Raw genomic sequence first — 19,068 nt, 5'->3', positions numbered from 1 at the left:
TGGACGTCCAAAAAAATGAAGCCTTGGCATGTGGATATGACGAATGACGCATGCCGGGTTTGTGGTTTCATGTTATTTCGTTTTAAGTCGTTTTCTTGCGTAATGCTGAGCGACGGGTTACATATCAGGTTTCGACCATCGACCGAGGGGAACCCCCATGCGCCACTCACGAGCCCCGCATCATCCGGCGGCACTCGGCCTGCTGGCCTGCAGCCTGCTCGCCGGCAGCATCACCGCCGGCATGGCGCAGACGCAGACACTTGAGGACGGCGTGCAACTGCACTGGAACGCCGACCAGTACGGCAACCATCGCTACGCCGTCGCCGTGGACAAGCCGGCGGCAGCGGTGCTGGCGACGATCCCCTGGCATCGGCGCGATCACCATCCCGAGAGCGTCGCCACCATCGTCGTCGGTCCGGACGGGCAGGCGGTGGGCAACGTGGTGCGCGAGCGCATCGGCCAGGCCGAAGGTGTGCTGGCGTTCGAAGCCAAACAGACCGGCACGTATGCGATCTATTACCTGCCCTATATCGGCAGCGGTCGTTCGAACTACCCCACGGTGACCTACCGCACGCCGACGGATACCGCCGACGTCACATGGGTGAAGCAGAACGGCCTCGACGATCCGCGCCGCGTGGCGAAGCTGCCGCAGGCGCGCGTGATCGGCTACGAGGCGTTGGACGATTTCGACGCCTATACCGACATGGAGCGCACCGCCTCGCCGGAGGAACTGCAGCATCTGCTGGCGGCGAATCCAGACCGGTCCTGGCTGCTGTTCCCGGAAACGCGCGAACACCCCATCCGCATGTTCACCCAGGTCCCCGAACGCTGGGCTCAACGTGGCGAAGGCGGCCCGCTGACGGACGATGCCCTGCGCGGCGAGTATCTGAGTTTCCAGGTGGGCTTGTGGGCGGCGCGCGGCGCGGCGCAGAACGTGCGTGTTAGCTTCGACGATATGCACGGGCCGGATGGCGCGACGATTCCGGCGGCGCGGCTCACCTGCTTCAATCTCGGCGGTACCGATTACGCCGGCAAGACCTTCGCCAATCGCCTCGACGTGGCGCGGGGTCGCGTGCAACCGCTGTGGATGGGGCTGGATGTGCCGACCGACGCCAGCCCCGGCACCTACCGCGGCACGCTGACGATCAGCGCGGACGGCGTTGCGCCCCGGCAGGTTCCGCTGGCGATCACCGTGCATGCGAAGGAAGCGGTGGCGCATGGCGACGACGATCCGTTCAAGCTCACGCGCCTGCACTGGCTCAACTCCACGCTGGCGCAGAACGACGACCTGGTGAAGCCGTTCACCGCGGTGACGGTGCATGGCGCGAAGCTCGGCATCTTCGGTCGCACGGTGACGCTGGCCCCCAGCGGCCTGCCGGCACAGATCGACAGCTTCTTCGACGAGCGCATGACCGGCCTTGCCAAGACGCCGCGCGCGCTGTTGGCCGCGCCGATGCAATTGCTGGTGCAGGACGCCAGCGGTGCGCACGCCCTGCGCGCCGCTGCCTCGCCGAACGTGACGGTCGATGGCCCCGGCAAGGTGCACTGGCAGGTGACGGGTCAGGCCGGCGCGCTGAAGGGTGAAGTGACCGCCAGCCTGGAGATGGATGGCACGCTCAGCTATGCCATCGCGCTCACCGCCACGCAGGCGGTGAAGCTGGCCGACATCCGCCTGGAGATTCCGCTGAGGAACGACGTGGCGCAGTACGAACTGGGCCTGGGCCGCACCGGTTCCGCCGCGCCGGACAGCTTCGCGTGGAAGTGGAACGTCGAGAACAACCAGGACGGCGCGTGGATCGGCGCGGTGAATGCGGGCCTGGAATTCCACCTGCGCGACGAAAATTACCGCCGTCCGCTCAACACCAACTTCTATCACCAGCAGCCGCTGCTGATGCCGGCTTCGTGGGACAACGCGGGGCAGGGCGGCATCACCTTCGCGCACGACGGTGCGCGCTACGTGGTCAAGGCATTCAGCGGCGCACGCACGATGGCGGCAGGGCAGACGCTGCACTACGACCTCGTGCTCCGCGTCACGCCGTTCAAGACCATCGACCCGGCGCAGCACTTCGCCGAGCGCTACTTCCACAAGTACGCCGACCTCGACCAGATCAAGGCCGAGGGTGCCAACGTGGTGAACATCCATCACGCCACGCCGATCAATCCGTGGATCAACTATCCGTTCCTCGAACCCGCCAAGATGAAGGCGTACATCGATGCGGCCCATGCACGCGGCATGGAGGTGAAGATCTACGACACCATCCGCGAGCTCACCGACCGCGCGCCCGAACTGCCGATGCTGGAAAGCCTCACCGGCTGCCGCCTCGGCGACGACGGCAACGCCGCACCCGGACCGTGCAGCGAGATCGTCAGCCCCGGCAAGGGCGGCGGCTTCTCCTGGTTGCAGGAACATCTGGACGGCAACTACATCGCCGCCTGGCACGTGCCGGAGAACCGCGACGCGGCGGTGGTCGACGCCGGCCAGAGCCGCTGGCACAATTTCTACATCGAGGGGCTGGACTGGCTGGCGCGCAACATCGGCATCGACGGCCTTTACCTTGACGACGTGGCCTACGACCGCACCACCATGCTGCGCGTGCGCAAGGTGCTGGATGCGCATCGTCCGCATGCGCTGATCGACCTGCATTCCGCCAGCCAGTACGACGCGCGCGACGGCTACATCAACAGCGCGCTGCTCTACATGGAGCTGTTCCCGTACATCAACCGCCTGTGGTTCGGCGAGGAGTTCGACTACGAGCACACCTCGCCCCAGTACTGGCTCACCGAGATCTCCGGCATTCCCTACGGCCTGATGGGCGAGATGCTGCAGAACGGCGGCAATCCGTGGCGCGGCATGGTGTTCGGCATGACCAACCGCCTGCCGTGGACCGGCGGCGACCCGCGCCGCCTGTGGCAGCTGTGGGATGCGTTCGGCATCGAGCAGGCCGACATGGTCGGCTGGTGGGTGCACGACACGCCGGTGAAGACCAGCAATCCGGACGTGCTCGCCACCAGCTACGTGCGCAAGGGCGACAAGACGCTGGTGTCCATCGCCTCGTGGGCCCCCGCCACCGCGAAGGTGAAGCTCACAATCAACTGGAAGGCGCTGGGCCTGAATCCTGCACGCGTCCGCCTGGTCGCCCCCGCGGTGGAGGGCTTCCAGCCGGCCGCCACGTTCAAGCCGGGCGATGAAATCACCGTGGAGCCCGGCAAGGGCTGGCTGCTGGAGCTGGAGGCGCCGCCGGCGCACGGCACCGACGGCCAGGAGTGACGTCCGGCACCTGCGGCAGGGCGATCGTGCAACTAGCGTGACGCCCACGCTGCGCCGCGTCCGGTCGATGGTCGCGGCATCGCGTGGGTGGGATGTCCGATCGCTTGTTCTCGACTTGCCGCATAAGGAGTTACGACGTGTCCGGTTCACGCTGCTGCATGCTCTGTCTGGCCCTGGTGGTTGCCCTGGGTCTCAACACCGCCACCGCCGCTACCGCTACCGCTACCGCCGCACCGCCGGCGCTGGCCGCACCGCAGGTCTTCGCGCCGGGCATCGTCTCCGGTCCTGCCAACGACGAGGCGCCGACCTTCAGCCCCGACGGCAACACGCTGCTCTTCACCCGCAGCGGCGCCGGCGGCGGCACCATCATGGAATCGCATCGCGTGGACGGACATTGGTCCGCCCCGGTCATGGCATCGTTCTCCGGCGCCTGGCCGGATCTTGCGCCGGAGTTTTCGCCGGATGGCAGGTACGTGATCTATGTGTCGATCCATCGCATCGACAGCACGCCGGCGCACAACCAGGTAGGCCTGTGGCGCGTGGACCGCGAAGGCAACGACGGCTGGAGCAAGCCCCGGCGCCTGCCGGACGCGGTCAACATCAGCGACGCCGTGTGGAAGGCCAGCATGACGCGCGATGGCAGCATCTACTTCCTGTCGATCGACCCTGGCAAAGGCAAGCGCCTGTACGTGTCGCACTATGCGCACGGCGCCTACCAGCCAGCACAGCCGTTGCCGTTCAGCCACTACGGCGACAACGACGTGGATCCGGAGATCGCGCCCGACGGTTCGTACATGGTGTTCGCCAGCGATCACCGCCTGCCGGGCGACAGCAAGGACCACCTGTTCATCGTGTTCCGCCAGGGCGATGGCTGGGGCACGCCGCAGGCCATCCGTTACGAGGGCGACGATGCGCCCGGCTTCAGCACCGACTACCTGCCGCACCTCGGGCCGGACCAGCGCACGCTGTATTTCACCAGCGACCGCAGCATGCCGGTGGCGCACTATCCGCACACGCCGGCGCAGGCGGCCGAATACCTGCAGCGCATCGAGCAGTGGGACAACGGCAACCTCAACGCATGGTCGGTGTCGCTGACGCCCCTGCTGGAAGCGCACAGAAACGCAGGCTGATCCACGTGCCGGCGATGTGCCGCTGCGCATCGTCGATCGTTCCACGCGGAGGTTCTATCCTCGCTGCATCACGTTCGGAAGGATGCGGTGGCGATGCACGATCTCCCTATCCCTGATGCGCCGGCTGCGGATTCGCAGGACTGGATCCGTCACGGCACGCCGGCGTTTCGCCGCACCAACCTCGCGCTGTTCGCTGCGGGCCTCGCCACGTTCGGCCTGCTGTACTGCGTGCAGCCGCTGATGCCGGAGTTCAGCCGCGACTACGGCGTGAGCGAGGCCGGTGCGGCGATGGCGCTGTCGCTCACCACCGGCGTGCTGGCGTTCGCGATGTTGTTTGCCGGCGGTCTGTCAGATGCGTGGGGACGCAAGCCGGTGATGGTGGCCTCGCTGCTGTCCTCGGCGGTGCTGGTGCTGGCCAGCGCGGCGATGCCGGACTGGGATTCGCTGCTGGCGGTGCGCACCCTGCTCGGGCTCACGCTGAGCGGCCTGCCCGCGGTGGCGATGACCTATCTCAGCGAAGAAATGCATGCCGAGTCGATCGGCCTGGGCATGGGTCTCTACATCAGCGGCAGCGCGGTGGGCGGCATGGGCGGCCGGCTGGTGGCCGGCGTGCTCGACGACTTCTTCGGCTGGCGCACGGGCGTGGCCGTGGTGGGCGTGATCGGCTTCGCGTGTGCGCTGGCGTTCTGGCGCGCGTTGCCGCCGTCGAGGAATTTCGTGCGCCAGCCGTGGAACGCACGCGCCCTGGCGTCGCGCTTCGCCGGCATGTTCCGCGACCGCGGCCTGCCGTGGTTGTTCGTCGAAGGCTTCCTGCTGCTGGGCGCCTTCGTCACCGTCTACAACTACCTCGGCTACCGCCTGCTGGCGCCGCCTTACAACCTCAGCCAGGCGGTGGTGGGGCTGATCTTCGGCATCTACCTGATCGGCACCTTCAGCTCGGCGTGGATGGGCTACCTCGCCGGCAAGCTGGGGCGGCGCAAGGTGCTGTGGACGGCGCTCGCGCTGATGCTGGCGGGCGTGCTGCTGACCCTTGCCGCGTCGTTGTGGCTGATCGCGTTGGGCATCGTGGCGATCACCTTCGGCTTCTTCGGCGGCCACTCCATCGTCAGCAGCTGGGTGGGCCGGCGCGCGGGCGCGGCCAAGGCGCAGGCCTCGTCGATGTACCTGTTCTGCTACTACATGGGCTCCAGCGTGGCCGGCGCCAGCGGCGGCCTGTTCTACGCCGCGCACGGCTGGAACGGCGTGGCTGCGTTCACCGGCACTTTGGTGCTGGTAGGGCTGCTGATCGCGCTGGGCCTGGTCCGGCTCAAGCCGCTGGTGAACGTGGCCACGCCGCCCACGCCGATGAGCAAGGGCGCGATGGGGTGAGCTGTCAGCTCGATCCGGCGCACCCGTCATTCCGGCGCAGGCCGGAATCCGGTCAGGCAACTCGTGCTCAGCACACAGAAACTGTCTCGTGTGCTGCGCGCGCACATTTCACTGGATTCCGGCCTGCGCCGGAATGACGGCGGATAACGGTCAGCGGTCCGCCGGTTTCAGCATGCCCTTCACCTGGTCGTAGTCGCCATCGTTCTTGCCGGCAGGAATGCCGAGCAGATGGGTCATCAGCGGGTAGACGTCCACATTGGGGAATTCCGGATAGCGCAGGCCGACCTGGAACGCCGGACCGTGCGCGATGAACAGCGCGCCCATGCGCGGATCGGCGTTGTCGTAACCGTGTTCGCCGACGCTGATGTGGCCGGCATGCTTGGCCAGTTCCTCGGCGGTGGCGATGCGCCAGCCGGTGTCGGCCAGGCACACCAGCTGCGGTACGCGCGGGTTGCTGCCGTAGTGCAGGCGTGCCGGGATGCGTGTCTTGTCCCAGCAGCGCATGTGCTGCTGCGGCTCTTCCAGCGTGCGTTCGATTGCGGCGAAATCGTAACCCGGCTTCGGGTTGAAGCCGGCGACGATGTCGAGGTTGACGGTCTGCACTTCATCCAGCGGGATGAGCTTCTCGATCAGGATGGTGTTGGCGAGCGGCACGCTGGCCATGCCGTGGTCGGCAAGCACGATGATATTGGTCCGGTCGAACAGGCCGCGTTGCTGCAGTCCGGCCACCAGGCGCGCCAGCGCGGCGTCGGTGTCGCGCAGCGCCTGGTTCACCTCGGGCGAATGCGGGCCGTGGTCGTGGCCGGCATGGTCCACCTGGTCGAAATACAGGGTGACGAAGGCCGGCCGCTGGTCGGCTGGCAGATCGAACCAGGCCAGTACCTGGTCCACGCGCTGGTCCGGCGTCACCTTGCCGTCGTAGGGCATCCAGTAGTCCGGATGCCTGCCGTGGATGCCGGCCTCGGTGCCGGGCCAGAACATGGTGGCGGTACGCAGGCCGTGCGCGTCGGCGTCCTCCCAGATCGGCGTGCCGCTGTCCCACCAGAGGCCGTCGCCCACGGCCTTGCGGTTGTCCAGCGTGAACTTGCCAAGCACCGGGTCGACCATGGTGTTGTTGACGATGCCGTGATGGTCCGGATAGAGCCCGGTGACCAGGGTGTAGTGGTTCGGGAAGGTCAGCGAGGGAAACGAAGGCCGCATCGCATCGGCATGCACGCCGCCCTGCGCCAGCATGGCCAGGGTGGGGGTGAGGCCGCGATCGAAGTAGTCCGCGCGGAACGCATCGATGGAGATCAGCAGCAACGGCGCGGGCCGGGTTGCCGCGGCGGTCGGCGGCGCTGCGGCAGGTGCCTTGGGTTGCGTGGCGCAACCGGTGCTGAACGCGACCAGGGTGGCCAGCAACAGGCGGGACAGTAGTTTCATGCGGATGCCATACGATACGGATGTCTCCCCCCATGATCGCCCAGAAGCCATGACAACCGCACGCATCCTTTGCTCGCTGGCTGGCTTGCTCGTCGTGGCCGGCACGGCCTCGGCCCAGACCACGCCGGCCAACGCACGCTTCCAGCAGACCACGCAACAGCAGCAGGTGAGCGACCAGGCGCAGAAGAGCCAGCAGCAGGCGCAGCAACGCCAGAACGTGTCGAGCATGGCGCAGCAGCCCCTGGCGCAAAGCTCGGATGCGCGCAACCAGATCCGGCAGGCCGACCAGGCGCAGCAGCAGCGCGACAACGCGCGGCAGCAGGATCTCGTCAACCAGTATCGCGACACCTCCACGTCGACGACGACGGCGCCGCAGGGTCACCTCTGAAAGCCCGCTCACATTGCCGCGAACCGCGGGAAGACTTTGAACAGGCTTTGAGCGCGTTTCAGTCCGTGCGTCGGCCAGGCAACGCCACCAGCAGCAGCGTGGCAAGCAGCGCCAGATTCAACCAGACGAACCAGTCGCCCCAGCGCGCATAAAGCGTGCGTGTCGCGCGCAGCGGCAGATCGCCCACCAGCTCGGCATCGCGTCCTTCGCTGGATGCTTCGGCCAGCACGCGGCCGCGGTCGTCGCTTAGCGTGAGGCGCCCCTTGCGTGCCGCGCGGGCAATGGCGAAGCCGCTTTCCACGCCGCGCATGATCGACATGCGGCTGTGCAGCCAGCCATCCACCGTGAAATCGTCGGCCGGCACCAGCAGGAGTTGCGCGCCGCGCGAAGCGTAGGCGTGGCCGATGTCGTGGAAATCCATGTCCTTGCAGATCGCCAGGCCGATCCGCGGCGTGCCGTCCAGCATGCGGTAAGTCTGCCCGGGCGTGTAAGGGTCGAGGCCGGGAAGCAGGTGATGCTTGTTGTAGGTGGCAGGCATCGCAAGGCCGGGCTGGAACGCCATCGACATGTTGCGCCGGGCCTGCGGGTCGCCCTTGAAGTCGATGCCCGTATCGAGAATCAGGTCTTGCTGCCGGGCCAACTGCGCGAATGCCGGCACAGTAGGGGATGCGGTCGAGAAAGAGGTTTCCGGAATCACCACGATGCGAGCGCCCTCGCTCGCCAGGCGCTGGATCGCCGATGCGTAACGGACTTCCAGTGCCTGGCCGGCGGCGCCCGACAGCGACGGTTGAACCGGCTTTTCCAGCGATGCCAGGCCGATGCGCAGAACGCTCGTCGCGGGTGCTTGCAGGCGGAAGACGCCATAGATCAGCGCTACCGCAACCAGCGACAGCGCAACCGCGGTCGTCGTCACGCGCACAGGCCACGTTCCTCGCGGCATCGCCTGCGCTGCGATGGCCGCCGGCAACAGCAATACGAGGAAGCCGACGCCCCACAATCCGGTGATGGCGGCAACCTGGATCACTGGCAGCACATCCATCTGGGTGTAGGCGATATTGCCCCAGGTGCCGTGCGGCGAAACGAGGTTGTAGAGATATTCGGCGGACACCCACAGCGCCGGCACCGACAGCACTGCGGCCATCGGCTTTCCGCGCAGGAGCAACCTGCGGAACAGCAGCGCGCACAGGGCCAGGACCAGGGCCGGTTCGAAGAGCAGGCACAGGATGACCACAAGAGGCAGGCCGAGATCGACGCGCGCATAGGTCCACAGGTCGAGTCCGCCTATGGTGTAGGCCACGAGCGCGGCGAGCGCCGCCCAGTGTGCACGCACACGGGGTGCCAGCCACAGCACCGGCAGCGGCGCGATCCAGGTCAGCCACCACAACGGGTGCAGGCCGCTGCCGAACCACCAGCCCAGCGCGGACAATGCAGTCGCCGCCAGCCAAGCCGGCAACGCGCGACGATCAAGCCCTGATGCCATCGAGCAGCCTCCCTATCGATGCGCGGTAGAACGCGCGGAATTTTTCTTCGTCGTAACTGAAGCGTCCGGCGCGATACAGCGCGATCAGCCCGTGCGTGTGCGCCCAGAACGTCATCGCCACGTCCCACGGGTCGTCCTTGCGCAGCACGCCTTCGCGCATGCCTTCGGCCAGCGTGTCGGCCACCACGTTGAGCGTGGGCGAGCGCCGTGCGCGGAAGTCCTCCGGAAAGCGCCGGGCGTCGTCGCGGCGCACCGAGAACGCGTGGTCGAACAGGTGCGGATGGGCCAGCGCGTAATCCAGATAGAGCATCTGGGTGGCGTGCAGGCGCTTGATGATGTCGCCCCGGCCGGCGTGCTCCTGCCACGAATCCGCCACGGACTGGAAGCCGTCGTCGGAGATGCGTTTCAGCAACGCTTCGCGGTTCGGAAAGTGGCGATAGATCGCCATCGGCGTGATGCCGACCAGCTCGGCCACGCGACGCATCGTTACTGCATCGACGCCTTCGCGGTCGAACAGCGTGTGCGCGGCGCGCAGGATCTTTTCGGCAGTGGTCAGGCGCTTCATGTATACACTGTATACATGAAGCGCGGGCCGCGTCAATGCACCTTGGTGGAGACTTGGGAATATCCGATGTCCCGGTTCACGGACTCCAGGCAGCGCATGCTCTCGTCTCGAACAACGAAGCCAGGTAATTTGAATTCACTGAACACAAAAGGTGAGTCCCTTTCCCTTCGGGAGAGGGTGCCGGCAGGCGGGAGAGGGTTCGGGCGCAGCGAAATGTCGACGCGAGCCCGAACCCTCATCCCGGGCCCTCTTGCTCGCTCCTCAAAGCGCAGCCATCCACGGCCGCTCTCCGCATCCGGCGATAGAGGAGAGAGGATCGCTTGCGAAATATTCCGGACGGCAGTGTGCGAAAGCCGGAGTCCAGCGCTTTCGCATTCAAGGATGGCAGGCACCGGTTCCAGGCTTGACCAGTCGCCGGTTGTTGAAAAGCGGCACGCCGGGATGACCGGAAAATCAGCAGCTCACTGGCGAATTACGCCGAGGCGAACAGGTCGCCGTCGGCGACTCGTGCTTCCATCGACAGCAGGAATTGCTTCACCGGCAGGCCGCCGCCGAAGCCGGTGAGGCTGCCGTCCGCGCCGATCACGCGATGGCAAGGCAACACGATGGGCAGCGGATTGCGGCCGTTCGCGGCGCCTACCGCGCGCATCGCCTTCGGTTGGCGGATGCGTCGTGCCATTTCGCCGTAGCTGATCGTAGTGCCGTAGGGGATATGCGCCAGCTCGTGCCACACTGAGAGTTGAAACGGTGTGCCCACCGGGTGCAGCGGCAGCGCGAATGTCTGGCGTCCGCCGGCGAAATATTCCTCCAGTTGCACGCGGGCGAAGGCGAGCTTGCCTGCATCGTGTATCCACTGCGGGTCGAGCGACTTCGGATGCTTCCCGCTCTCGAACCACACTTCGCGCAGGCCCTTGGCATCGGCCACCAAGCACAATTGGCCGATGGGCGTGGGCAGTTCGTCGTACCAGATGGTTTCCTGGGTTTTCATGCGTTGGCTCCTTTGCGTTTCGTGCGTGGTTGCGCCGCGGAATCCGTGCTGGCGCGCCACAGGTGGATCACGGCATAGGCGCGCCACGGCCGCCATGCTTCGGCGAGCGCGGTCAGTGCCTTGGTGCTGAGCGCGTCGCCACCGCTTGCGGCAGCGCGACGCAGGATCAGGTCGGCGGCAGGGAAGGCGTCGGGATGGCTCAGCGCGCGCATCGCCATGTAATGCGCCGTCCACTCGCCGATGCCGGGCAAGGCGACCCAGCGCGCCACGAATTCGTCCAGCGGCTGCTCCGCACGGAAATCCACGCGGCCGTCCAGCAGGGCACGCGCCACGCCGCGTATCGTTTCGGCGCGCGCCGTGGTCACGCCGAGTGCGCGCAGGTCGGCATCCGCCAGCGCTTCGGACGTGGGGAAAAGGCGGTCCAGCCCGGGCAGCGGCGCTTGCTCCAGCACGACACCGTGGCGTTGCACCAGTCGCGACGCCAACGTGCGCGCCGCGGCCACGCTCACCTGCTGGCCGAGGATCGCGCGCACTGCAACCTCGAAACCGTCCCAACTGCCCGGCAGGCGCAGCCCTGGGCGCTTGCGCAGCAGCGGGCGCAACGTGGCCTCGCCGCGCAGTGCGTCAGCGATTGCACGCGGGTCGGCATCCAGGTCGAACAGCCGGCGCACGCGCGACACCACGCCCTGCATCTGCGCCGGCTGCGGGCAATGCAGTTCCAGCTTCAACGCATGCTCGCCGCCAGACCACGCGGAAACGCGCAGCCAGCCCGGTGCATCGGCAGGGCCGAAGACGCGCGCGTAGGCGATGTCGTCCACCTGCTCGATGCCGGGCAGCGCACGGCCGCGCAGAAAGTCGAGCAGCGAGGCGAAGTCGAACGGCGGCCGATAGGCGAGGCGCAACGTCAGCGCATCGCTTTTCGCCGCGCGCGGCTGGCGGCGCAATTCGCGCGGCGCAATATGGTTCGCCTGCGCGAACGCGGCATTGAAGCGGCGCAGGCTGCGGAAGCCGGAGGCGAGCGCGACTTCCGTCACCGGCATCGCCGTCTCGGTCAGCAGCTGCTTCGCGAACAGCAGCCGACGCGTGGTGTGCACGCTCAGCGGCGCCGCACCCAGCCGCTCCGTGAACAGACGGCGCAATTGCCGTGCACCCACGTTGACGCGCGCGGCAAGCTGTTCCAGCGAGCCCTCGTCCAGCGCGCCGTGCTCGATCAGCTTCAACGCCCGCGCCACCACATGGTCACCCCGCTGCCACACGTCGTTGCCCGGCGACAGCTCCGGCCGGCAGCGCAGGCAAGGCCGGAAGCCGGCTGCTTCCGCCGCCGCCGCGGTGGCGTAATAGCGCACGTTCTCCCGCTTCGGCGCGGGCGCGGGGCACACCGGCCGGCAATAGATGCCGGTGCTGCTGACGGCGGTGAAGAACAACCCGTCGAAGCGCGCATCGCGGCTCAGGCGCGCCTGTTCGCAGCTGCGCGGGTCGGGCAAGGTGCCGGCATGGAGTTCGTTCATGCCGTCAGGCTAGCACCGGCGAGTCGGTGCGACTCGCCGTTTTCGGACATCAATGCGGGCGCCCCGCCGGAACCACGCCGGCTCAGTGCACGGGCGTCATCAAGTGCTGGTACGGCGTCCCGGGCCACATCACGTAGGGCACCGCCGTATCCGGCGTGGTGTCCTTCGGATACAGGTCGTAGAACGCCGCATCCGCGCCGAAGATCATCAGGTGCGGGCCGGTGCGTATCCAGTGCTGGCCCGTGGCGGGCTTCGTGGCAAACGGATCGGTGTTGCTGGCGTCGACACCGCCTTCCAGCATGTATGCCAGGCCGACGCCGGGCGGCGGCGGCTTGTGCGCCATGTACGCTCCGAGCCATGCCCACGCGTTCTTGTCCGCGCACATCGGGTCCGGTCCTGGCGTGGCCGGGTTGTCCGGCATGCAGGTGAAATCGTTCGTTCCCTTGCGCAGCGTGCGCATCGTGCCGTCTGCGCCCGGCACGACAATCGTGGCGTGCTTCGCGATGCCCGTCGGCGCCGCACTCATCGCGCTCGCGATCAGCTCGGCATCCGTCGGCATCTTCTTGTCCGCAGCCTGCAACCCGCCCGCGACGAGCAGCATCGCGGTGGCAATCGTGAATCGGCAGAACGACTCGGTTGTACGCATGGCAGCCTCCCCCGCTATGACGCGCGATGGCCACTCCCGGATCCCCGGCCCATCAGTCTCCGCCGCTGCCCAGGGCCCGTCAATTCGCGCACGGAGTAGCCGGCCGGTGTGCCGACGTGCCCTGGAGTCGCCGGGCGGCGGCCCGCGGTGGGCCTATCCGTCGCATTGACAGTTGGCCGCACGCTGCCGAACGATCCAGGTTGGCGACCCTGCCATTTCCCGGGGAAGGCATGCATGACACGCGCCTATCGCATTGTCCGTTTTCCGCGCGCCGCGATGCTGGCGGCGTTGCTATCAGCCTGCGTGCTGCTCCAGAGCTGCGCCGTCGGCACGCGACCCTCGACGCAAAAATGGGTCGCCAGTTGGGGCCAGGCGATGACCTCGCAATACGTGCACGCCGCCGGCAGTGACGGCAAGCTGGTGATGGATGCCTACGGGCAACCGCTCGAGCGCGTGCCCACGGTCGATCACCTGACCCTGCGCCAGAGCGTGAATCTCAGCGCCGGCGGCGAGCGTGTGCGCATCCGGCTGTCGAACTACTACGGCCGCGAGCCGCTCACCGTGAGCGCCGCGCGCATAGCACTCGGTGCCGGCCATGCCGGCGACCTGTCGGCGATCGATCCCGGCAGCGATCGGCCGATGAGCTTCGACGGCGGCAAAACCTCGATCACCATCGCGCCCGGCAGTGAAGCGGTCAGCGATCCGGTCGAGCTGCGCGTGCCGCCGCTGTCTAACGTGGTCGTCAGCCTGTACTTCGACGGCCCGGCGCAACTGGCCGATTTCCACCCGCTGGAACGGGCGCACACCACGTACGCGGTGGATGGCGATGCCATGCAACGGGCATCGCTGGCGCAACTGCCGCCCGCGAAGGCATTGCCGACCACGCGGGACGATCACATCTACCTGTTGGCCGGCGTCGAGGTCGAGGCGCCGGCCGGCACCCGCGGCATCGTCGCGTTCGGCGACTCGATCACCGACGGCTACCTCGCCAGCGCGCCCACCGCATCTTGGCCGGCGGTGCTGGCCCGCGTCGCGCAGCGCAACGGCGACGCGACGGCGGTGGTGAATGCCGGCATCAGCGCCGACGAACTCACCGTCGACCAGATCGGCGCGCCCGACGCCGGCACCTCCGGCCTGAAGCGCTTCCTGCGCGACGTAGTCGACCGCCCCGGCGTCACCGACGTGGTCGTGCTGTTCGGCGCCAACGACATCAATCGCGGCATCGATGCCGCCGGTTATCCCGACGGCGCGACCACCGGCGATCTCGTCGCGTCCATGCGCATGCTGGCCGACGTGGCGCACCAGCACCACCTGCGCATCTATGCCGGCACGGTCACGCCGTTCGCGGGATTCCCGGGCTGGTACACCCCGCGGCGGGAGGCCGTCCGGCTGCAGTTCAACCAGTGGATACGCAGCTCGGCGACCTTCGACGGCGTGGTCGATTTTGCCGATGCCGTGGCGGGCACCTATGCGCCACCGCCGCTGGTCGCGAAGCAATCGCCGTTGCCGGTCGGCATGGCGGCTGTCTGCGCGGGCGACGCGGGCCTGCATCCGAACGATCGCGGCTACGCCGTGATGGGCACGCTGGCCTACGACGTGCTGTTCCACGCGGAGTTGCAGCCGCCCCAGGGTTGTCATTGAGGTTCCGCTGCTTCCAGCTTCCGGCTTTGGTTTCCGCATCGCGTGGACGAGCCGTACCGCCGGCATCGTGCCATACGCATTTGGCGAGCTGACCCCTCACCACCAGGGGGCCGGTCCGCGCCGCAGCTGCGCGCGTTCGAACGGGCCAACGGGTGCATATTCGGCCGAAAGAGGCTTGTCAGTCATAATGGCGGGTTATTTCCCATTGACGAGCTTTCCCGCGCATGAAAACCCCTGCTGGCCTGCAGGCGCTGATAGACGATGGCGTGATCGACGAAGTTCTGCGTCCGCTGAAAAGCGGCAAGGAGGCGTCGGTCTACGTGGTGCGTTCCGGCAACGAGGTGCGTTGCGCCAAGGTCTACAAGGACATGGCCCAGCGCAGCTTCCAGCAGCGCGTGCAGTACCAGGAGGGCCGCAAGGTGAGCGGCAGCCGCCAGGCGCGCGCGATGGGCAAGGCCAGCAAGTACGGGCGCAAGGAAGCCGAGGCCGCGTGGAAAAGCGCCGAAGTAGATGCGCTGTATCAACTGGCGCGCGCGGGCGTGCGGGTGCCGCAGCCATATGGCTATTTCGGCGGCGTGCTGGTGATGGAGCTGGTCACCGATGCCGACGGTTGCTCGGCGCCGCGATTGGGCGAAGTGGAGCTGTCGGCGCAGACGGCACGCGACTACCACCGCTTTCTGATCCGCCAGATCGCATGCATGTTGTGCGAGGGACTGATCCACGGCGACCTGTCCGAATACAACGTGCTCGTGGCGGCCGATGGCCCGGTCATCATCGACCTGCCGCAGGCAGTCAGCGCCGCCGGCAACAATGCCGCGCGCACCATGCTGCGGCGGGACGTGGGCAACATCACGATCAGCCTGTCGCGCTTTGCGCCAGAGCTGCTCGATACCCACTACGCCGAGGAAATGTGGGCACTGTTCGCGCAGGGCGAACTGCGACCGGACAGCGAGCTGACCGGCCACTTCGTCTTCGACGAGGGCGCGGTGGACATCGACAGCGTGATGCAATCGATCATCGATGCGCGCGAGGAAGCGGTCATCCGGCAGCAGGGACGCGAGGCGGCGCAGGCCGAGGATTAATCCGGCGCTGGCGGACACGCCGGGTAGACCACGCAGGGGCGCAACCGTCGCTACGGGATGCAGGCCTTGCGCAAGCGTGTTTCGCCACACCGGCCGACAAGGCGTCCGGCGCAGCCCCGCCCGCTGCATCGAGATGCTTGTGATGACGGCAATTTCCGGACGGGCGGCGGGGATCTATTCGGGTTGCCGCGTAATCATGCTTGCCAGCACTCCATCGCGACGGATCAGCCCATTGCCTGCCTGCACTCGGGTGGCGTAGCTTCCGTGCACTCCGGATGACTGCAGGGATGCCATGAACCGTTCATTCGCCACCGCATGTGTTTTGTGTTGCACCCTGGCATTTGCCGCCTATGGCGCCACGCGCGCGCCGGAGGCGTGGAAGGTGATCGGCAGTGACCGCCAGCACTACGCAGTGGATGGCTCGGGCGACGCGACCGGCGACTCCGGCGCGACGGTGACAGTGACGAGGCGCGACGCCGATCCCGCGAAGTTTGGCGGCTCGCTGAGCGTGTTGGACGCTGCGACGTATCGCGGCGACACGCTCGCGCTTTCCGCCGATCTCGATACGGGCAATGCGGAGCGAGGCGCAGAGATATGGCTGCGTGCGGACGACGCTGCCGGAAAGATGGTGGCTTTTGCCAACTCCCAGCGTATGCCCGTGCTGGGTACGGCGTCAGGTGTGCATCGCGAAGTGCGGATCGACGTGCCGGCGACCGCCACGCGCGTGCTGTTCGGCACGATCCTCCAGGGCAACGGCGAAGTCGTCGCCAGGCATCTCCGGCTCATGGTCGCGGGGAAATCCAATGCGGTGGCGGTGGCGCCGGAAGCCGTGCTCGATGCCGCCATCCAGATCGTGCGCACACGCGGGCTGCATGCACGAGACGTCGACTGGCAAGAGTTGATCCCTGCGTTGCATGCAATGGGCAAGGATGCGAAGTCCACGGCTGATGTCTATCCGACCATCCGTTTCCTGTTGGCGAAGCTGGGCGACCATCACAGCTTCCTGATGGTGCCCGGGGACGTTCACCAGGACCGAACCCAGGGCGGAGCGACGTCGCCTTCCACCGTCGAACTGCAGCGGGCGAGGATCGGCTACATCGAGATGCCGGGTTACAGCGGCATGAATGCGGACGCGCAACGCGCTTTCGTGGGCAATATGGTGGATGCCATCGGCAAGCTGGCACCACAGGTGCGTTGCGGCTGGATCGTCGACCTCCGCGGTGATACCGGCGGCAACATGTATCCGATGCTGGCAGGGCTGCGCCCCCTGCTTGGCGACGGGAAGCTCGGCGGCTTCCGCGATGCCGACGGGCGCATGGGCACCTTCGCGGCATCCAGCCCGTTCGATCCGGCGGCACCCGCAGGACCGGCGCTGGAACATGCCCCGGTGGCCGTGCTGTACGGACCCCACACGGCCAGCTCAGGCGAGGTGGTGGCCGTGGCCTTCCGCGGACGACCCGGTACGCGTTCGTTCGGCCGGCCCACGGCCGGGCTCAGCACGGCGAATACCGGCTTCGACCTTCCCGATGGCAGCAGGCTTTTCCTGACGACGGCCGTCGATGTGGATCGCACCGGGCAAGCCTATGGCGACAAGCTGCAGCCAGATGTCCTGACAACCGCCTCCGACGCCGAGGGCGATGCGGCACTTGCGGTGGCGCAGGCATGGCTGGAACAAAAGCCGGATTGTCATCCCTGAGCCTGTATGGGGCCCATGGTCCACTTCGCGTGCCGCGTCACGCGCCGCGTTTTCTCCCCACCATGCTCGCCAGCACCCCGTCGCGCCGGATCAGCCCGTGGTACAGCGCCGCCGCCATATGCGCGAGGAAGGTGAGGAACAGCAGCATCGCCAGCCAGCTGTGCAGGTGGCGCAGGACGGCGAAGGCGATCGGATCGGTGGGGAAAATCGCCGGCAGGCGCAACGAGTCGCTGAGCATCACCGGATAGCCGCCGGCCGAGAGCATCGCCCAGCCCACCAGCGGCATCGCGATCATCAGCGCATAGAGCAGCCAGTGCGAGGCGTGCGCGGCCAGCTTCTGCAGCATGGGGAGATCCGCCGGCAGCGGTGGTGGCGGATAGCGCAGGCGCACGGCGAGACGAACCACCGCCAGCAGCAGGATCGCGATGCCCAGCGGCTTGTGGATGCGCAGCAGCCACGCGTGGCGTTCGGACACCGAGGCCACCATGCCGACGCCGATGAACAGCATCGCCAGGATCATCGCCGCCATCAGCCAATGCAGCACGCGGGCGGGCAGGGCAAACAGTCCGGTCGTGTTCTTCATGGCCGGGCCTCCGGCTGTGCTTTCGCAGGCAGGGATGCGGTGCCCGGCAGATGCGCCTCCTCGCTGGTGCGGCGCAGGTAGGAATCGGCATAGGCGGCCGAGCGTGCAGGCAGCAGCGGATCGTCGGACGGCTGGATGCCGCTCGGCAGCACGGTCGGGTCGTAGTTGATGTCGCGGCAGGGGCCGCTGTCCTGCGCCTGCTCGCTGTCGACCACCAACGTGCCGGCGTCGACGGTCGGGCGATCGGTCGGCCATGCCCTGGTGGCGTCGTCGGTGGGATCGCCCGGGTTGGCCAGCGTCACCACCAGCTTCCAGCGCAGCGGGCCATGGGAAAGACGCTGGCGCAGATCGGCAGCCAGGTAATCGGCATCGTCCGCAGGCGCGGCACTATCGTCATCCGCGGACTGCGGCACCATGCGCCAGCGCACCGCGTGGCGCAGACCATCCGATCCCGTGAACACAAAGGCATCGAGGCTCCAGTAGCTCTCGGTGGCGAAGCTCGCCGAGGGCTTCGCGGTCTTCGCCCAGGCGCGGAACGCGGCCGTCTCCGGATGCGCGGCGAAGAACGCCGCCACTTTCTTCGGATCGGGCTTGCCGGTGGCCGGGTCGGGCTGCTGCGCCTGCAACTGCGCGTAGAACGCCTGCGGCGTCGCCACCGGGAACACCGGCATGCTGTTCATGCCCGTGCGCCATTGCTGCCCGTTTGCCTGGGTGAAGCGAAGCGCCATGCTGCGGATCGGCACGCTGCTGTCCGGCGCATACGGATTGCTGCCCGGGATCGCGAAGCGGCCCACCACCGGCGTGCGCTGCCCCGACGCGAACACCTGTGCCATCGAATACGGTGCGGCCTGTCCGCTGCTTTCGAAGTATCCGGCCACGCACACGCCCTTGGCATGGTTGCGCCGGTAGCCGGGATGCACGCCGGCGTTGGCCTCGAACTGGTCGACAAGGCGCTTCGGCGTGAGCCGTTGCGGCGCGAGCCAGCCGCCGACGTAGGCAAAGGCCAGTGCACAAGCCGCGGGAACGGCGGCGATCAGTACCCAGGCCCCCAGGTGGCGCGGTCGTTTTTTGGGTGTCCGTGACTCTGGCATCGGGTGCTCCGAAACAATCGAAATAGCGGTGGGCGTCGCTGGCACAGGGCGCGCCAACGACGGCTGCTTCCGGGATATTCGCCCGGCCTTCGTCCGGGGTTACCCGCATGATCGAAATATGTGGCTACGCAGGCTGCGCAGTCGACGCACAGCACTGACAACCCTCGCATCGCGGTGCTACTGTCGCGCCTTTCGTGCCTTAGGAGGAGAGG

At 67.3% G+C, this 19,068-nt stretch carries 15 protein-coding genes; 7 read left to right on the top strand and 8 right to left on the bottom strand.

Annotation, left to right across the window (positions count from 1 at the left end):
* Window positions 1–157 precede the first annotated feature (157 nt).
* The 3 genes from ISP25_RS06405 (at window position 158) to ISP25_RS06395 (ending at window position 5,766) form a co-directional block, all read left to right on the top strand.
* Entirely contained in the window at window positions 158–3,268 is a 3,111-nt protein-coding gene (locus ISP25_RS06405) for a glycoside hydrolase domain-containing protein (RefSeq protein ID WP_404612552.1), read from the top strand.
* A 137-nt stretch (window positions 3,269–3,405) separates the two neighbouring features.
* A complete protein-coding gene (locus ISP25_RS06400) occupies window positions 3,406–4,398 on the top strand; it encodes a TolB-like translocation protein (RefSeq protein WP_404612550.1) in 993 nt (330 codons plus the stop codon).
* Window positions 4,399–4,491: 93 nt separating this feature from the next.
* The gene (locus ISP25_RS06395; RefSeq protein WP_404612548.1) at window positions 4,492–5,766 is read left to right on the top strand and encodes an MFS transporter; all 1,275 of its coding nucleotides are present in this window, start codon (window positions 4,492–4,494) and stop codon (window positions 5,764–5,766) included.
* Window positions 5,767–5,916: 150 nt separating this feature from the next.
* Here the strand turns inward: ISP25_RS06395 and ISP25_RS06390 are convergent, their stop codons facing one another.
* Window positions 5,917–7,188, bottom strand: coding sequence for an alkaline phosphatase family protein (locus tag ISP25_RS06390; RefSeq protein WP_404612546.1), 1,272 nt, complete (start codon window positions 7,186–7,188; stop codon window positions 5,917–5,919).
* A 49-nt stretch (window positions 7,189–7,237) separates the two neighbouring features.
* Between ISP25_RS06390 and ISP25_RS06385 the strand changes: the two genes are divergently transcribed.
* Window positions 7,238–7,576, top strand: coding sequence for a hypothetical protein (locus ISP25_RS06385; protein WP_404612545.1), 339 nt, complete (start codon window positions 7,238–7,240; stop codon window positions 7,574–7,576).
* Window positions 7,577–7,634: 58 nt separating this feature from the next.
* Here the strand turns inward: ISP25_RS06385 and ISP25_RS06380 are convergent, their stop codons facing one another.
* From ISP25_RS06380 to ISP25_RS06360, 5 genes are all read right to left on the bottom strand, one after another.
* Window positions 7,635–9,056, bottom strand: coding sequence for a nitrilase-related carbon-nitrogen hydrolase (locus ISP25_RS06380; RefSeq protein ID WP_404612543.1), 1,422 nt, complete (start codon window positions 9,054–9,056; stop codon window positions 7,635–7,637).
* The gene (locus ISP25_RS06375) at window positions 9,040–9,621 is read right to left on the bottom strand and encodes a TetR/AcrR family transcriptional regulator (RefSeq protein WP_404612541.1); all 582 of its coding nucleotides are present in this window, start codon (window positions 9,619–9,621) and stop codon (window positions 9,040–9,042) included. Before ISP25_RS06375 ends, ISP25_RS06380 begins: the two co-directional genes overlap by 17 nt.
* A 472-nt stretch (window positions 9,622–10,093) precedes the next feature.
* Window positions 10,094–10,609: a methylated-DNA--[protein]-cysteine S-methyltransferase gene (locus tag ISP25_RS06370; RefSeq protein ID WP_404612539.1), complete on the bottom strand. Its 516-nt coding sequence runs from the start codon at window positions 10,607–10,609 to the stop codon at window positions 10,094–10,096.
* The gene (locus tag ISP25_RS06365) at window positions 10,606–12,117 is read right to left on the bottom strand and encodes a DNA-3-methyladenine glycosylase 2 family protein (protein ID WP_404612537.1); all 1,512 of its coding nucleotides are present in this window, start codon (window positions 12,115–12,117) and stop codon (window positions 10,606–10,608) included. The genes ISP25_RS06370 and ISP25_RS06365 overlap by 4 nt, the downstream gene beginning before the upstream one ends.
* A gap of 82 nt (window positions 12,118–12,199) precedes the next feature.
* Window positions 12,200–12,763: a hypothetical protein gene (locus tag ISP25_RS06360; RefSeq protein ID WP_404612535.1), complete on the bottom strand. Its 564-nt coding sequence runs from the start codon at window positions 12,761–12,763 to the stop codon at window positions 12,200–12,202.
* 234 nt (window positions 12,764–12,997) lie between these two features.
* Here ISP25_RS06360 and ISP25_RS06355 point away from each other — a divergent pair, with 234 nt between their 5' ends.
* The 3 genes from ISP25_RS06355 to ISP25_RS06345 all read left to right on the top strand — a co-directional run bounded on the left by ISP25_RS06355 (window position 12,998) and on the right by ISP25_RS06345 (window position 17,182).
* A complete protein-coding gene (locus tag ISP25_RS06355; RefSeq protein ID WP_404612533.1) occupies window positions 12,998–14,404 on the top strand; it encodes a GDSL-type esterase/lipase family protein in 1,407 nt (468 codons plus the stop codon).
* A 224-nt stretch (window positions 14,405–14,628) separates the two neighbouring features.
* Window positions 14,629–15,486 (top strand): PA4780 family RIO1-like protein kinase, encoded by an 858-nt coding sequence (locus ISP25_RS06350; protein WP_404612531.1) that lies wholly within the window; start codon window positions 14,629–14,631, stop codon window positions 15,484–15,486.
* Window positions 15,487–15,778: 292 nt separating this feature from the next.
* Complete coding sequence (locus ISP25_RS06345) at window positions 15,779–17,182, top strand: S41 family peptidase (protein ID WP_404612529.1); 1,404 nt, start codon at window positions 15,779–15,781, stop codon at window positions 17,180–17,182.
* 37 nt (window positions 17,183–17,219) lie between these two features.
* On the opposite strand, the gene ISP25_RS06340 is transcribed toward ISP25_RS06345, so the two are convergent.
* Together ISP25_RS06340 and ISP25_RS06335 are read right to left on the bottom strand one after the other, a co-directional pair.
* Entirely contained in the window at window positions 17,220–17,765 is a 546-nt protein-coding gene (locus ISP25_RS06340) for a cytochrome b (protein ID WP_404612527.1), read from the bottom strand.
* Window positions 17,762–18,856 carry a catalase family peroxidase gene (locus ISP25_RS06335; RefSeq protein WP_404612525.1) on the bottom strand — a complete coding sequence of 365 codons (1,095 nt, stop codon included), beginning with the start codon at window positions 18,854–18,856 and terminating at the stop codon, window positions 17,762–17,764. Before ISP25_RS06335 ends, ISP25_RS06340 begins: the two co-directional genes overlap by 4 nt.
* Between the last annotated feature and the right edge of the window lie 212 nt (window positions 18,857–19,068).

Source organism: Rhodanobacter hydrolyticus (genome assembly GCF_044904645.1).
Note: the sequence above shows the minus strand (reverse complement) of the source record. Positions and strands in the feature narration are given on the sequence as shown.

Bases quoted from the DNA above. Each gene is read 5' to 3' on its own strand.
- ISP25_RS06405 (WP_404612552.1), top strand. From the start codon at position 158: ATGCGCCACTCACGAGCCCCGCATCATCCGGCGGCACTCGGCCTGCTG.
- ISP25_RS06395 (WP_404612548.1), top strand. From the start codon at position 4,492: ATGCACGATCTCCCTATCCCTGATGCGCCGGCTGCGGATTCGCAGGAC.
- ISP25_RS06390 (WP_404612546.1), bottom strand. From the start codon at position 7,188: ATGAAACTACTGTCCCGCCTGTTGCTGGCCACCCTGGTCGCGTTCAGC.
- ISP25_RS06385 (WP_404612545.1), top strand. From the start codon at position 7,238: ATGACAACCGCACGCATCCTTTGCTCGCTGGCTGGCTTGCTCGTCGTG.
- ISP25_RS06380 (WP_404612543.1), bottom strand. From the start codon at position 9,056: ATGGCATCAGGGCTTGATCGTCGCGCGTTGCCGGCTTGGCTGGCGGCG.
- ISP25_RS06375 (WP_404612541.1), bottom strand. From the start codon at position 9,621: ATGAAGCGCCTGACCACTGCCGAAAAGATCCTGCGCGCCGCGCACACG.
- ISP25_RS06370 (WP_404612539.1), bottom strand. From the start codon at position 10,609: ATGAAAACCCAGGAAACCATCTGGTACGACGAACTGCCCACGCCCATC.
- ISP25_RS06365 (WP_404612537.1), bottom strand. From the start codon at position 12,117: ATGAACGAACTCCATGCCGGCACCTTGCCCGACCCGCGCAGCTGCGAA.
- ISP25_RS06360 (WP_404612535.1), bottom strand. From the start codon at position 12,763: ATGCGTACAACCGAGTCGTTCTGCCGATTCACGATTGCCACCGCGATG.
- ISP25_RS06355 (WP_404612533.1), top strand. From the start codon at position 12,998: ATGACACGCGCCTATCGCATTGTCCGTTTTCCGCGCGCCGCGATGCTG.
- ISP25_RS06350 (WP_404612531.1), top strand. From the start codon at position 14,629: ATGAAAACCCCTGCTGGCCTGCAGGCGCTGATAGACGATGGCGTGATC.
- ISP25_RS06345 (WP_404612529.1), top strand. From the start codon at position 15,779: ATGAACCGTTCATTCGCCACCGCATGTGTTTTGTGTTGCACCCTGGCA.
- ISP25_RS06340 (WP_404612527.1), bottom strand. From the start codon at position 17,765: ATGAAGAACACGACCGGACTGTTTGCCCTGCCCGCCCGCGTGCTGCAT.
- ISP25_RS06335 (WP_404612525.1), bottom strand. From the start codon at position 18,856: ATGCCAGAGTCACGGACACCCAAAAAACGACCGCGCCACCTGGGGGCC.